Source organism: Rhodococcus sp. ACPA4 (assembly GCF_002300185.1).
GTDB lineage: Bacteria > Actinomycetota > Actinomycetes > Mycobacteriales > Mycobacteriaceae > Rhodococcus_F > Rhodococcus_F globerula.
In genome coordinates, this window is sequence record NZ_NSDY01000001.1 from 4,437,345 (window position 1) to 4,451,243 (window position 13,899).

General features: G+C 61.0%; 14 protein-coding genes. 8 read left to right on the forward strand and 6 right to left on the reverse strand.

From position 1 onward, the window contains the following. Positions 1-146 precede the first annotated feature (146 nt). The 5 genes from oxdA to CJ178_RS20355 all read left to right on the forward strand — a co-directional run bounded on the left by oxdA (position 147) and on the right by CJ178_RS20355 (position 5,425). Positions 147-1,196 carry an aliphatic aldoxime dehydratase gene (gene oxdA, locus CJ178_RS20335; protein ID WP_045066813.1) on the forward strand — a complete coding sequence of 350 codons (1,050 nt, stop codon included), beginning with the start codon at positions 147-149 and terminating at the stop codon, positions 1,194-1,196. Positions 1,197-1,218: 22 nt separating this feature from the next. Then, entirely contained in the window at positions 1,219-2,784 is a 1,566-nt protein-coding gene (locus CJ178_RS20340) for an amidase (protein ID WP_095887511.1), read from the forward strand. Positions 2,785-2,812: 28 nt separating this feature from the next. Then, on the forward strand, positions 2,813-3,436 hold the full coding sequence (gene nthA / locus CJ178_RS20345; RefSeq protein ID WP_095887512.1) for a nitrile hydratase subunit alpha: 624 nt from the start codon (positions 2,813-2,815) through the stop codon (positions 3,434-3,436). Between the two features lie 26 nt (positions 3,437-3,462). Then, positions 3,463-4,101 carry a nitrile hydratase subunit beta gene (nthB, locus tag CJ178_RS20350; RefSeq protein ID WP_092805235.1) on the forward strand — a complete coding sequence of 213 codons (639 nt, stop codon included), beginning with the start codon at positions 3,463-3,465 and terminating at the stop codon, positions 4,099-4,101. A 115-nt stretch (positions 4,102-4,216) separates the two neighbouring features. Further along, entirely contained in the window at positions 4,217-5,425 is a 1,209-nt protein-coding gene (locus tag CJ178_RS20355; RefSeq protein ID WP_095887513.1) for a GTP-binding protein, read from the forward strand. Here the strand turns inward: CJ178_RS20355 and CJ178_RS20360 are convergent. Beyond that, the gene (locus CJ178_RS20360; protein ID WP_095887514.1) at positions 5,405-6,331 is read right to left on the reverse strand and encodes a LysR family transcriptional regulator; all 927 of its coding nucleotides are present in this window, start codon (positions 6,329-6,331) and stop codon (positions 5,405-5,407) included. The two genes, CJ178_RS20355 and CJ178_RS20360, sit on opposite strands and share 21 nt — an antisense overlap. 72 nt (positions 6,332-6,403) lie before the next feature. On the opposite strand from CJ178_RS20360, the gene dapA reads away from it, so the two are divergent. The 3 genes from dapA (at position 6,404) to CJ178_RS20375 (ending at position 10,005) form a co-directional block, all read left to right on the forward strand. Then, complete coding sequence (gene dapA, locus CJ178_RS20365; protein ID WP_033237043.1) at positions 6,404-7,312, forward strand: 4-hydroxy-tetrahydrodipicolinate synthase; 909 nt, start codon at positions 6,404-6,406, stop codon at positions 7,310-7,312. Positions 7,313-7,445: 133 nt separating this feature from the next. After that, positions 7,446-9,257, forward strand: coding sequence for an ABC transporter substrate-binding protein/permease (locus CJ178_RS20370; protein WP_033237042.1), 1,812 nt, complete (start codon positions 7,446-7,448; stop codon positions 9,255-9,257). A 4-nt stretch (positions 9,258-9,261) separates the two neighbouring features. After that, positions 9,262-10,005 carry an amino acid ABC transporter ATP-binding protein gene (locus CJ178_RS20375; protein ID WP_033237041.1) on the forward strand — a complete coding sequence of 248 codons (744 nt, stop codon included), beginning with the start codon at positions 9,262-9,264 and terminating at the stop codon, positions 10,003-10,005. A 12-nt stretch (positions 10,006-10,017) separates the two neighbouring features. Here the strand turns inward: CJ178_RS20375 and CJ178_RS20380 are convergent, their stop codons facing one another. The 5 genes from CJ178_RS20380 to CJ178_RS20400 are packed head-to-tail and all read right to left on the reverse strand — an operon-like array spanning position 10,018 to position 13,746. Next, entirely contained in the window at positions 10,018-10,632 is a 615-nt protein-coding gene (locus CJ178_RS20380; protein WP_033237040.1) for a response regulator transcription factor, read from the reverse strand. Then, entirely contained in the window at positions 10,629-11,774 is a 1,146-nt protein-coding gene (locus CJ178_RS20385; RefSeq protein ID WP_095887515.1) for a sensor histidine kinase, read from the reverse strand. Before CJ178_RS20385 ends, CJ178_RS20380 begins: the two co-directional genes overlap by 4 nt. A 21-nt stretch (positions 11,775-11,795) precedes the next feature. Beyond that, entirely contained in the window at positions 11,796-12,578 is a 783-nt protein-coding gene (locus CJ178_RS20390; protein ID WP_045065990.1) for an ABC transporter permease, read from the reverse strand. Further along, positions 12,575-13,513 (reverse strand): ABC transporter ATP-binding protein, encoded by a 939-nt coding sequence (locus tag CJ178_RS20395; RefSeq protein ID WP_095887516.1) that lies wholly within the window; start codon positions 13,511-13,513, stop codon positions 12,575-12,577. Before CJ178_RS20395 ends, CJ178_RS20390 begins: the two co-directional genes overlap by 4 nt. Then, entirely contained in the window at positions 13,510-13,746 is a 237-nt protein-coding gene (locus tag CJ178_RS20400) for a hypothetical protein (RefSeq protein ID WP_257013279.1), read from the reverse strand. The genes CJ178_RS20395 and CJ178_RS20400 overlap by 4 nt, the downstream gene beginning before the upstream one ends. Positions 13,747-13,899 lie beyond the last annotated feature (153 nt).

Genomic DNA, 13,899 nt, shown 5'->3' on the forward strand with positions numbered 1-13,899 from the left:
ACTACAGGAACAATCCGAGGTTCTTGGCACTGTGGTCCATGTTTCTGGCATTTCTGGTCAAGTTTGCCGGGCGTTGCGGGCGTAGATTTTCGATACGCCGTTGCCGAAGCGTCAGGCAACCGATGACCTACTCGGATGGAGTGCTCATGGAATCTGCGATCAGTGAACATCTCAAATGCCCACGGACCTTGACTCGTAGGGTTCCGGATACGTACGCACCGCCGTTTCCCATGTGGGTGGGACGCTCGGACGAGAAATTGCACCAAGTGGTGATGGGCTACTTCGGCGTCCAATTCCGCGGAGACGAACAGCGTTCGGACGCACTGGCAGCCATGCGCCACATAGTCGCCAGTCTCGATCTGGCTGACGGCGCGCTACACCACGATCTGACCCACCACCTCGACAACCAAGGCTACGAGAACTTGATTGTCGCAGGGTACTGGACGGACCCTGTGTCCCAACAACGTTGGAGCAATTCCCGAGCGGTGGCGGACTGGTGGGAATCTGCTGACCGCCTGTCTGACGGCTTGGGTTTCTTCCGCGAGATCGTGGCACCGCGGGCCGAGCAGTTCGAAACGCTGTACGCGTTCCAAGATAATCTCCCCGGTGTCGGAGCGGTGATGGACGGCATCAGCGGCGACATAAACGAACACGGCTACTGGGGTTCGATGCGCGAACGATTTCCGATCTCCCAAACCGACTGGATGCAGCCGTCCGGCGAATTACGTGTGATCGCAGGCGATCCCACAGCAGGTGGCCGTGTAGTGGTGCGCGGGCACGACAACATCGCATTGATTCGATCCGGTCAAGATTGGGCCGATGCCGAAGCAGACGAACGCAGTCTGTACCTGGACGAAATCCTGCCGACTCTCGAAGCGGGAATGGACTTCCTCCGCGACAACGGCCAGGCAGTGGGTTGCTACAGCAACAGGTTTGTGCGCAACATCGACATCGACGGCAACTTTCTCGACCTGAGTTACAACATCGGACACTGGGCCTCGCTCGACAATCTCGAACGCTGGTCGGAGTCCCACCCGACCCATCTACGCATTTTCACCACGTTCTTTCGTGTAGCCGAAAATCTGGAGAAACTCCGCCTCTACCACGAGGTCTCGGTATTCGACGCGGACGCACAGCAGTACGAGTACATCAACTGTCATCCACACACCGGAATGCTGCGCGACGCCACACACTGATCAGATCAGGAGCACACTTCTCATGGCAATAATTCGACCAGATGACAACGCAATAGATTCTGCTGCACAGCATTACGGAATCGTCCTAGACGATACAGCCAAGCGGGAGTGGCCGGCCCTGATCGACGGAGCGCTCGGCTCCTACGATGCAGTCGATCAACTGTATGCCGACGAAGCAGCACCAACGCCGATCTCCCGCGAATACCGGACACCCGAATCTGACGAAAATCCTTTGGGCGCTTGGTATGTGACAACCGAGATTCTTCCGACATCGGACGGTGCCCTGGATGATCGTCGGGTAGCGATCAAGGACAACGTCAGTGTGGCGGGCGTGCCGATGATGAACGGGTCACGGTCGGTCGAAGGATTTGTTCCCTCCCGCGACGCCACTGTCGTCACTCGACTACTCGCAGCCGGGGCGACGGTTGCCGGCAAAGCAGTGTGCGAAGACCTGTGCTTCTCCGGTTCCAGTTTCACCCCGGCTAGCGGACCCGTCCGCAATCCATGGGACCCGCACCGTGAAGCCGGTGGATCATCGGGTGGCAGTGCAGCTCTCGTGGCCAACGGTGACGTCGACATTGCCATCGGCGGCGACCAGGGTGGATCGATTCGTATCCCTGCTGCATTTTGTGGCGTCGTCGGGCACAAGCCCACTTTCGGACTTGTCCCCTACACGGGCGCTTTCCCTATCGAGCGCACCATCGACCACCTCGGGCCGATCACTCGCAGCGTCGACGATGCGGCACTGATGCTTTCGGTCATTGCAGGCCGCGACGGCAACGACCCCCGACAGCCCGAGAATCTCGAGGCGGGCGACTATTTGTCCAACCTCGGCTCCGGTGTAGCGGGGATGCGAATCGGTGTTGTGCGAGAAGGATTCGGTCAGACCGTCTCGCAACCAGAGGTCGACGACGCCATCCGTTCAGCGGCGTACAGCTTGACCGAGGCCGGATGCGTTGTGGAGGAAGTGAGCATTCCCTGGCACGTGCACGCCTTCCATATTTGGAATGTCATTGCCACTGACGGTGGCGCCTACCAGATGCTCGACGGCAACGGATACGGACTCAATGTCGAAGGTCTTTACGACCCGGAACTGATGGCACACTTTGCTTCTCGCCGTGTTCAGCATGCGAATGACTTGTCGGAAACTGTCAAACTGGTTGCGTTGACCGGACATCACGGTGTTACCGCGCTTGCAGGTGCCACCTACGGCAAAGCCCGCAACCTGGTGCCCCATGCCCGTGCCGCCTACGATGCCGCGCTGGAACAGTACGACGTGCTGGTGATGCCTACTCTGCCGTATGTCGCATCCGAGTTGCCCGCTGCGAATGTCGACCGCGCCACCTTCATCACCAAGGCCCTCGGCATGGTCGCCAACACCGCACCGTTCGACGTCACCGGCCACCCTTCTCTCTCTGTCCCGGCAAGTCTGGTGAACGGTCTGCCGACCGGAATGATGATCACCGGCAAGCGTTTCGACGACGCAAAGGTACTACATGTCGGTCGCGCATTCGAGAAGATTCGCGGTGCATTTCCGGCGCCAGCCCGCCACACGTCCACAGTCCTTATTCCACCGATTCACACGTGATCAGCCCCCACAGGAAAGGTGAAACACAATGTCAGTAACGGTCGACCACACAACGGAGAATGCGGCACCAGCCCAGGCACCGGTCTCCGATCGCGCGTGGGCGTTGTTCCGCGCACTCGACGGCAAGGGATTGGTCCCCGCCGGTTACGTCGAGGGATGGAAGAAGACCTTCGAAGAGGATTTCAGCCCCAAACGCGGCGCCGAGTTGGTCGCGCGAGCCTGGACCGACCCCGAATTCCGGCAGTTACTCCTCACCGACGGTACTGCGGCAGTGGCTCAGTACGGCTATCTGGGACCTCAGGGTGAGTACATCGTGGCCGTCGAAGACACTCCGACGCTCAAGAACGTGATCGTGTGCTCACTGTGTTCGTGCACCGCCTGGCCGATTCTCGGTCTGCCGCCCACCTGGTACAAGAGTTTCGAATACCGTGCGCGGGTGGTCCGTGAGCCACGGAAGGTTCTCTCCGAGATGGGAACCGAGATCCCGTCGGATACCGAGGTTCGCGTCTACGACACCACCGCCGAAACTCGCTACATGGTCCTCCCACAACGCCCCGCAGGCACCGAGGGTTGGAGCCAGGCGCAGCTGCAGGAAATCGTCACCAAGGACTGCCTGATCGGGGTCGCAATCCCGCAGGTCCCCACCGTCTGATCACACCGACAAGAAAGAAGCACACCATGGATGGAGTACACGATCTTGCCGGAGTTCAAGGCTTCGGCAAAGTCCCGCATACCGTCAACGCCGACATCGGCCCCACCTTCCACGCCGAGTGGGAACACCTGCCGTACAGCCTGATGTTCGCTGGTGTCGCCGAACTCGGCGCATTCAGCGTCGACGAAGTTCGATACGTCGTCGAGCGGATGGAACCCCGGCATTACATGATGACCCCGTACTACGAGAGGTACGTCATCGGCGTCGCTACTCTGATGGTCGAAAAAGGGATCCTGACGCAAGACGAGCTCGAAACTCTTGCAGGCGGACCGTTCCCGCTGTCACGACCCAGCGAATCCGAAGGGCGGCCTGCACCCGTCGAGACGACCACCTTCGAAGTTGGTCAGCGAGTACGCGTGCGCGACGAGTACGTTCCGGGGCATATTCGAATGCCTGCGTACTGCCGTGGACGGGTGGGAACCATCTCTCATCGGACCACCCAGAAGTGGCCGTTCCCCGACGCAATCGGTCACGGGCGCAACGACGCCGGCGAAGAACCCACTTACCACGTGAAGTTCGCCGCGGAGGAACTGTTCGGCCGCGACACCGACGGCGGAAGCGTCGTTGTCGATCTCTTCGAGGGGTACCTCGAGCCGACGGCCTGATTTCCACCAACCCTGATCTTCCCGCAACGCCAGGCGGCGGTCATGCGATCGCACCGTTTTGCACGACCGCCGCCAAACCACAGCGATCCACTCATCCGGAAGGACTCTGGAAATCATGGTCGACACACGACTTCCGGTCACGGTGCTCTCAGGCTTCCTGGGAGCCGGGAAAACGACACTCCTCAACGAGATTCTGCGTAACCGTGAGGGTCGACGAGTGGCGGTGATCGTCAACGACATGAGCGAAATCAACATCGACAGTGCAGAAGTCGAGCGCGAGATATCGCTGAGTCGGTCCGAGGAGAAATTGGTCGAGATGACCAACGGCTGCATCTGCTGCACTCTGCGTGAAGACCTTCTCGCTGAGATTGCGACGCTGGCCGCCGACGGTCGCTTCGACTACCTTCTCATCGAATCTTCGGGCATTTCCGAACCGCTGCCCGTCGCGGAAACGTTCACTTTCATCGACACCGACGGTCACGCTCTGGCGGACATCGCTCGCCTCGACACCATGGTGACCGTCGTCGACGGACACAGTTTTCTCCGTGACTACGCGGCTGGGGGTCGCGTCGAAGCCGAAGCGCCGGAAGACAAACGCGATATCTCGGATCTGCTGGTCGATCAGATCGAATTTGCCGACGTCATCCTGGTGAGCAAAGCCGATCTCGTGACGCCACAACACCTGATCGAACTGACAGCGGTCCTACGATCTTTGAATGCGACTGCCGCGATAGTGCCGATGACTCATGGCCGAATTCCACTCGACACCATTCTCGATACCGGTTTGTTCTCTCTCGAGAGAGCTGCGCAGGCCCCTGGCTGGCTACAAGAACTTCAAGGTGAACACACCCCCGAAACCGAAGAGTACGGAATCAGTTCGGTGGTGTACCGCGAGCGAGCACCCTTCCACCCACAACGGCTACACGACTTCCTCACGAGCGAGTGGACAAACGGAAGGCTACTTCGGGCCAAGGGCTATTTCTGGAATGCCTTCCGGTTCACCGAGATCGGGAGTATTTCTCAGGCAGGACATCTCATCCGGCACGGATACGTCGGACGATGGTGGAAGTTTCTTTCCGACGATCTCTGGCCCGCCGATGACTACCGTCGTTCGGGAATCCTCGACAAGTGGGAAGAACCCGTCGGCGACTGCCGGCAGGAGCTCGTCTTCATCGGCCAGGGCATCGACCCGGTTCGACTACGCAGAGAACTCGATGCCTGCCTACTCACCACAGCGGAGATCGAACTCGGGCCAGACGTGTGGACCACGTGGCAAGACCCACTCGGAGCCGGACACAGCGAGTCAACCGCTGCGGCCCCCTGAGCCGTCACCGAGGGTTGCCGGATCAAGGGCTTGCAGCACTACCCGAATCGCCGGGCTGGAATCCGCGCTTCGGCGCCACGCTGCATGCACCTCACGCTTCGGCGCCCGCGCCAATGGCCGCGACACCAACTCTTCCCCCAACGGCGGACGGGCAAGGCGAGGAATCAAAGCGATCACCTCTCCCGAAGAAACCAGCGACAGCTGCGTGGCAAAATCGTCGACCAGATGTCGCACATCGGCATCCTCGCCCACGTCGGCGAACAACCGTCGGAACCACTGGTGACACACGGTCCCCGGCGGACTTGTCACCCACGCGTGACCCGCTAGGTCGGCACTGGTCAGAGGTCGGTCGAGCTGCGCAAGTGCATGCGTCCGATTCATCACGACATCACCGACATCAGTGTGAATGTGACGCTCGGCCAGCGATGAAGGAAGCGAAGGCGGCAATCCATCGGCATCGTGAACAACCGCAAAGTCCGCGGTACCGGCGTCGACGCTGTGCAGCGCCTGGTCCGGGTCCTGTTCGGTGACGCGCACCTGTAGGTCCGGGCACTCGGTCGACAATCGCACGATCGCCGGCGCAAGCAGCCCCCGGATTCCTGTCGAGAATGCCGCTACGCGGAGTACTCCGCGCGGCGCACCGTCCGAAACCGACTGTGCCGCTTCGACGCAACGCTCCAGTGCGTCGAACACATCTGGCGCCGAATCGACGATGGCCTGCCCGGCGGGAGTGAGCACAACTCCGCGGCCTGCAGTCGCAAGCACCGGTACACCGACTTGACGCTCGAGCCTCTTGATCTGCTGCGAAATCGCCGACGCTGTGAACCCGAGTTCCTCTGCGGCTCGCGCGAGCGTTCCGAGAGCGGCCACCGACCGCAGCGCCCGCAAAGCTCCGACATCGATCATGAAGCCAGGCTACGCAATATTGCGAAAAAACCATCGCTGGACCGAAGGTATCGGCACAGGCACGATCACTTCATGACCATCTCGCAGCACCGCGCCGAACTACTCTTCGGCACCAACCTCGTCGCCATGGTGACTCCGATGCGCCCCGACGGAACGCTCGACGAAACGGGCATCACCAGTCTCGTCGATCACCTGTTGAGCACCGGATGTGACGGCATCGTCGTCGGTGGAACCACCGGCGAGTCGCCCACCTTGACCGAACCCGAAATGACGCGATTGGTCAGAGCAGTGAGCGAACAGTCGAACAATCGGGCTCGGGTGATCGCTGGTGTCGGCACCTACAACACCGCCGACAGCATCCGACGTGCCCGCGACGCCGAGGCAGCGGGCGCGGACGCATTGCTTCTCGTCTGCCCCTATTACTCCAAGCCGACTCAGGCCGGAATCGTGGCCCACTGCGTCGCGGTTGCAGACGCCACCGAACTGCCCGTGATGCTCTACGACGTTCCCGCCAGGACGGGCGTCGCCATGGAAACCTCCACACTGATCGAACTCTCCGACCACCCCCTGATCCGGGCGGTCAAGGATGCCAAGGGGGACCTCTTCGAAGCAATGACGGTCATGTCCCGAACATCGCTGGCCTATTACTGCGGTATTGACGAACTCAACTTGCCCTACCTCGCGTGTGGCGCCGCAGGCGTGGTCAGCGTCGTGGGCAACGTCCTCGCCGACCGCAACGCCGAACTCATCAGCGCCGTCCGGGTCGGCGACCTCAGCTCCGCTAACGCTGTCCAAAGCTCGCTACTCGAGATCGTGGACGCCATCATGCGCACGTCCCAAGGTGCGGTCATGGCCAAGGCCGCCCTGGCAGAACTCGGAATCATCCCGCACGCCGGCGTGCGCCTTCCACTGATCGAGTCGCCGCCCGCTCACCGGCGTCGCCTCACCGAAGCAATGGGTACTCTGTCGATAGCAGTCTGACCATTTCCCGCACCCGCTGATACTTAAAATCACGCTGATTTGAAAGCGTGCGCCCAGTGCAGAAGCCTGATGTCCAAAATCTGCAAGCGTTCTTCCACCCGGAGATCGCTACGGTTAGGACTACGCTGCTCGCATGTTTTCCTCCGTCGCAGCGAAGATCCGCTTGGTGGTGGCACTGCTCCTCACCGCACTCTTGGCGCTAACTCTGTCATCGTGCTCGAGCAGTTCGGAATCATCGGCAGCCCCCACAGACCTGTGTGCGCCTCCCGGAGTGGGAGCTGCAACCGCAGCGCCCACAAACCTGGACGCAGCCGCAGGTGCAGGCGCCGAAGACCGATACACCACGGCCACCGTCACCCCGATCGACCAGATCGACATCTCGAAACTCAACCTGATCAAACCGGGTGTCATCACCGTCGGCACGCTCGGCGACGCGCCGCCGAGCATCTGCGTCAACTCCGAGAATCAGTACACCGGTTACGACAACGAGCTCCTCAAAGCCATCGCAGACAAGCTGGGCCTGAAGGTCGAGTTTGTCGGCACCGAGTTTGCCGGTCTGCTCGCGCAGGTCGCCGGACGCCGCTTCGACGTCGGCTCCTCGTCCATCACCACCACGGATGAGCGTCGTAATACCGTCGGCTTCACGAACGGCTACGACTTCGGCTACTTCTCCCTCGTCGTACCCAACGGCAGCCCCATCACCGGCTTCGGCGATCTGGACGCGTCCAAACGCATCGGCGTCGTACAGGGAACGGTTCAGGACGATTACGTCGTCAACACCTTGAAGCTCGATCCGGTGAAGTTCCCCGACTACGCAACCGCGTACGCGAACCTCAAATCCGGCCAGATCGACGCCTGGGTCGCACCGTCACAGCAGGCCGAAGGCGCCATCGCCCCGGGTGATCCCACGTCGATCATCCAGAACACCTTCTCGGTGAACAACTTTGTCGGCTGGGCAGTGAACAAGGAAAATCAGCCGCTCATCGACGCCCTGAACTCGGGTCTCGACGCCGTCATCGCCGACGGAACCTGGGCCGAGCTTTACTCCGACTGGGTTCCGCGCGAACTTCCCGAGGGTTGGAAACCCGGCTCCAAGGCCGCCGCGACGCCTGAGTTGCCGGACTTCGCCGCCCTCGCAGCCGAGAAGCCTGCCACGACGGACGAGACGACGACCTACCAGCCCAAGTCGACGTTCCAGCAGCTCAAGGACACGTTCTTCGACTGGCAGCTGTACAAGCAAGCGTTCCCGGATCTCCTGAAGACCGGTCTGCCCAACACCATCATTCTGGCGCTCGCGTCCGGCGTTATCGGCACCGTATTAGGCATGCTGCTGGCAGTCGCGGGAATCTCGCGGACGCGTTGGCTGCGCTGGCCGGCGCGCGTCTACACGGACATCTTCCGCGGCCTGCCGGCCGTCGTCATCATCTTGATCGTCGGCCTGGGCGTCGGCCCCATCGTCAAGAACATCACCGGCAGCAACCCGTACTGGCTGGGCGTCGCGGCGCTGTCGCTACTCGCGTCGGCGTATATCGGCGAGATCTTCCGATCGGGTATCCAGAGCGTCGAACCTGGCCAGCTCGAGGCCTCTCGCGCGTTGGGCTTCAGCTACCGCAAATCCATGTCGCTTGTGGTCATTCCTCAGGGTGTACGACGCGTTCTGCCTGCATTGATGAATCAGTTCATCTCGCTGATCAAGGACTCGTCGCTGATCTACTTCCTCGGACTGCTCGTCACACAGCGCGAACTTTTTGCCGTGGGACGCGACCTCAACGCCCAGACCGGAAACCTGTCACCGCTCGTCGCGGCCGGCCTGTTCTACCTCGCGCTGACCATCCCGCTGACCCACCTCGTCAACTACATCGACAATCGCCTCCGGACGGGACGCGCCGACACTTCCGGCACGTTGGATCCGCTCGAGCAGGCCATCGTCGTGGAAAGGGGCTGAGGACATGACCAGCTCTGAACTGAAATCCGTCTCCCTCACCGGCACGGACCTGCACCTGTCCTTCGGTACCAACAAGGTCCTGCGGGGCGTCAACCTCCACGTCGACGCCGGCAATACCGTCACCGTCATCGGGCCGTCCGGATCGGGCAAGTCGACGCTCTTGCGCGTGCTGAACCGCCTGCACGAGCCCGAGCAGGGTGACGTTCTCCTCGACGGGAAGTCCGTCCTGAAGGACAACCCTGACGAGTTGCGACAGCGCATCGGCATGGTGTTCCAGCACTTCAATCTGTTCCCGCACAAGACGGTGGCCGAGAACATCGCGCTAGGACCGAACAAGCTCAAGGGACTGTCCAAGGACGCGGCTCGCGCATTGGCCCTCGAGCAGCTCGAACTGGTGGGACTGCGGGAGAAGGCGGATTCCCGCCCGGGCAACCTGTCCGGTGGCCAGCAGCAACGTGTGGCGATCGCCCGGGCCTTGGCCATGAAGCCCGAGGTCATGTTCTTCGACGAAGCGACATCGGCCCTCGACCCCGAACTGGTCAAGGGCGTGTTGGCCCTCATGGCAGACCTCGCGAAATCCGGCATGACGATGGTGGTCGTGACCCACGAAATGGGCTTCGCCCGTTCCGTTTCCGACAAGGTGCTGTTCATGGATCGTGGCGCCGTTGTCGAAACAGGAACTCCGGAACAGCTATTCGACGATCCGGAAACAGAACGATTGCAGGCGTTCTTGTCGCAGGTGTTGTAGGGGCCTTCGGCCCTAAATCCACCCCTGTCGGCGGGCGATCACCGCAGCCTCATGTCGATTGGCCGCACCGAGTTTGGTGACGGCTGAAGACAAGTAGTTGCGTGTGGTGCCCGCCGACAGGTGTGCGCGGGTCGCGATCTCTTCTATGGATGCACCGTCGGCCGCGTACTCGAGCACATCCGCTTCCCGCGGTGTCAGCGGTGAATCACCGGCGCCGATCGCTTCGGCTGCCAACGACGGGTCGACGTATCGTCCACCGGAGTGAACGCTGCGAACCACTTCCGCGAGGGTCGTTGCCGACGTCGTCTTGGGAAGGAATCCCCGGACACCGGCCGCGAGCGCCTTCTTCAAGTAGCCCGGACGGCCGTGGCTCGTCACAATGATCGACGCACATCCCGGCACGGATTGTGCGATCTCCTGCGCCGTTTCGATCCCGTCGATACCGGCCATCTGAAGATCCAAAACGGCAACGTCCGGCTGAAATTCCACAGCGGCGACAACGGCTGCTTCTCCCGATTCCGCTTCGGCCACAACAACTATGTCGTCCTCGAGCGAGAGCATCATCGCAAGTGCAGATCGGATGAGATTTTCGTCGTCGGCAAGCAATACCTTGATCGGCTCGGTCACCGAGACTCCTTGATCGGGGAAGAAAAATGTGCGGTCAGCGTGAAGGTACCTTCATCGTGGATGACCTCGAGGATGCCACCAACAGCTGTGACGCGTTCCCGTAGCCCATTCACACCGGTACCGTCACCTGCGCGTTGTTGCACTGCACCGTCGTTGGCTATCGACACGGATTCACCTGTTACCTCGATAACTGCCTGCTGCGCGGAAGAATGACGCAGTATGTTCGTCACGCCTTCGCGGACAACCCACGCTGCGGTTTCCGCCAATTCGATGGGCAGGGCATCTGCAGATCCGCGAATGTCGGTGGTAATTCCCGCCGCCTCGAGCAGTGATCGCGCACCCGCCAGCTCCGACGCCAGTGCAATGGATCGGTAGCCGCGCACCAACTCGCGCGCCTCGGCGAGGGATTCCTGTGCGAGATCACGCACTTCGTCCATCTGCTGGGCAGCGCGATCGTCCCCGCGACGCGACAATGTAGCTGCCAGATCACTTTTCACCGCGATTGCCGACAGCGCACGCCCCACCACGTCATGCAGGTCACGCGAAAAGCGCAGGCGCTCTTCGGCTACCGACAGTGCGGCCGCGGCGCCCCGTGCCTCGTCGAGTTCGGTGACCATGCGCAAAAGCCACACCGACAGCTGCACCGTGAAGGTCATGAAACCCGCCACACATGCCACCAGGATGCCGATCTCGGGTCGCCCGGCAAGCGCACACACGCCGGCAGCAACGGCTGCTCCCAGCATCACCCATCGCCACGACACCAAAGCCGCAAACGGCACCGGGACGATCATCGCCAGCCAGAAATACGGACCCTGCCCCGCGTCGTCAGCCGGTAAGGCAATAACCGCAGAGCAGAGCGCCGCCACGGTCATGACCACCACTGGCACCTTCACCGATGCGGTCCTGGTCCCACCCAACTCGGGGATTCGATCCACTGCGACAACGGCTGCGGCCGCGCTGATCACAACGAAGAGCGCCCCGAGGTAGCGATGCATGGCCGCTTCGGTGATACCGCCGAATATCCCGAAGAAAATGCCGAGGACAAAGAACGACTGACGCGTGTACAGGCGAACCTTGTCGACACTGGACGCCGTTCGCCACGTTCGGGTCGGATTCCAGCGTCCGAAGCTCTCCGCAATCATGCCTACTACCTTCTCAGAGTTCTAGGAGCGAGGTTCCCAGCGGAAGTACACATTGGCGATCAGTACCGATCCGACGATCCACGCGACCAGAACCAATAGCGGTTGACCGGCCGATACGAAAGTGTCTGCAAAACTCGCTGCGACGGCGCCGTCGTCAGCCAGTTCGGACGACGTACGCCCTACCCATCCCAGATTCACGAGATCGAGAATCGCAGCCATCGGAGTGAAGTCGAGAACGCGAGCGATGTTGTCCGGCACGACATTTCTGATGCTCGACATCCCCGCAGTTGCAAGAATGAGGATCGGCATGCACGTGATCTGCGCGGCTTCGGCATTGCGAGTTACCGCCGAGGTGATGAGTGCCAACGCGGTGAACACGGCAGCGCCACCGATGAACGCCACCAGCACCAGTACGGGATTGACCGGCACCCGCCCACCCAGAACCACCACGGCAATCCCTACAACCACCGTCAGCAGGCCCGTCAGCACCCATGACGGCACTGCAGGGCCGGCCAGAATCTCGGCGTCACTGCACTCCCCGGTGCGCAGACGCTTGAGCACCAGTTCGTCGCGCCGCGTCGAATACACCGACAGCAGGTTGTAGAACACGACGAACACGAGCAGGAAGAGAGCAAAGATCTCGAGGCCCGACGCTACCGCTGTGTCGGACAGACCATCCTCACGCGAGATGATCAGAATTCCGATCGGGAAGATCAGAGGTAGGACTATAGCGTTGAAGAGCAACAGACGGTTTCGGCCCAGAAGGGTGAACTCCGCACGAGAGAGAGTTGCTATGCGGTTCATACCGGCACCCCTTCGAGTTTGACGTGATGGTCGAATTGATCTGCTATGGACAGAAATACGGTCTCGAGGGATGCTGCCCGCGCATCCAGCCCGGACAAAGCCACGTTGTTGTGCTGAGCCCAGATCAGAAGGTCGGTGAGCGTTTCCTGCACGGTGGCAGTAGTGATGACTACCTCGTCACCTTCGACGCGCATCTCGGCACCAGGCAGGTTCGGAAGCAGGAGATCCGGCCTGCGCACCTTGATCTGCGCGGGATGATCCGCAACTACCTCGGCAACCGTTCCACTGCGCACGACAGTTCCGCGGTGCATGATCGCCAACTGATCACACAACGACTCGGCCTCGTCCAGATAATGCGTCGTCAACATGATGGTGACGCCAGAGGACTTCAACTCCGCGATCAATTGCCAAGTATTACGCCGACTTTCGGGGTCGAGACCCGTCGTCGGCTCATCCAGGAACAGCACGAGCGGTTGGCCGATAATGGCGCAAGCCAAGTCGAGTCGACGTGCTTCGCCGCCGGAGAGGAACTTCACGCGGGTGTCGCTGCGATCGCGCATGTCGACTCGCTCGAGCACCTCGTCGACCGGCAGGGGATTCGAGCAGGTTCCGGCCCACATCGACAGACTCTCGCGAGCTGTGAGATCTTGAGGGAGGCCGCCCTTTTGGAGCATGATGCCCAAGCTCGGACGGAGTTCTCGGCGCTCCCGAACCGGATCCATACCCAGCACGCGCACCGATCCGTCCGTTGCCCGCGAAAGTCCTTGGATTACTTCGAGACTAGATGTCTTTCCGGCGCCGTTAGTTCCGAGCAGTCCGAACAGCTGACCCTCCGCGACAGTCAGTTCGAGATCGCGGACCGCGTAGAACGCGTCTTTTCCGGAACCGTAGCGCCGGGACATGGCCTCAACCTCGATAACCGGATCGCCCTTCATCGCGCAGCCTCCGATCGGTTCCAGTCGCGCAGCCCGATGGCGAATCGGATACCCGCATAGACAGCAAGAGCAGCAACAAGAATCCAGAACACGGGATTGGAGCCGATGATCGCGAACACCACTCCGATGAGCGCGATATTCACAACGATCACAACAAGTTCACGGCCCATCGTGGGCGCTGGTCCGATGTCCATCAGGTCCGTCAGGAGGCTTCCTTCATGTGGTTCTCTCATGCCACCAAGCCTCGCGGAAAGTCTGAGCCAAAAACAGTGCAGAGCATCATCACCTACGGTGACACTGTCACGGATCGGCGATGACAAATGTCATGAGGCGTCCCCGCGGGGACGCCTCATGAATTACAGGTAAGGGTCGCCTCGTTGTTTTGC

Bases quoted from the DNA above. Each gene is read 5' to 3' on its own strand.
- oxdA (WP_045066813.1), top strand. From the start codon at position 147: ATGGAATCTGCGATCAGTGAACATCTCAAATGCCCACGGACCTTGACT.
- CJ178_RS20340 (WP_095887511.1), top strand. From the start codon at position 1,219: ATGGCAATAATTCGACCAGATGACAACGCAATAGATTCTGCTGCACAG.
- nthA (WP_095887512.1), top strand. From the start codon at position 2,813: ATGTCAGTAACGGTCGACCACACAACGGAGAATGCGGCACCAGCCCAG.
- nthB (WP_092805235.1), top strand. From the start codon at position 3,463: ATGGATGGAGTACACGATCTTGCCGGAGTTCAAGGCTTCGGCAAAGTC.
- CJ178_RS20355 (WP_095887513.1), top strand. From the start codon at position 4,217: ATGGTCGACACACGACTTCCGGTCACGGTGCTCTCAGGCTTCCTGGGA.
- CJ178_RS20360 (WP_095887514.1), bottom strand. From the start codon at position 6,331: ATGATCGATGTCGGAGCTTTGCGGGCGCTGCGGTCGGTGGCCGCTCTC.
- dapA (WP_033237043.1), top strand. From the start codon at position 6,404: ATGACCATCTCGCAGCACCGCGCCGAACTACTCTTCGGCACCAACCTC.
- CJ178_RS20370 (WP_033237042.1), top strand. From the start codon at position 7,446: ATGTTTTCCTCCGTCGCAGCGAAGATCCGCTTGGTGGTGGCACTGCTC.
- CJ178_RS20375 (WP_033237041.1), top strand. From the start codon at position 9,262: ATGACCAGCTCTGAACTGAAATCCGTCTCCCTCACCGGCACGGACCTG.
- CJ178_RS20385 (WP_095887515.1), bottom strand. From the start codon at position 11,774: ATGATTGCGGAGAGCTTCGGACGCTGGAATCCGACCCGAACGTGGCGA.
- CJ178_RS20390 (WP_045065990.1), bottom strand. From the start codon at position 12,578: ATGAACCGCATAGCAACTCTCTCTCGTGCGGAGTTCACCCTTCTGGGC.
- CJ178_RS20395 (WP_095887516.1), bottom strand. From the start codon at position 13,513: ATGAAGGGCGATCCGGTTATCGAGGTTGAGGCCATGTCCCGGCGCTAC.
- CJ178_RS20400 (WP_257013279.1), bottom strand. From the start codon at position 13,746: ATGAGAGAACCACATGAAGGAAGCCTCCTGACGGACCTGATGGACATC.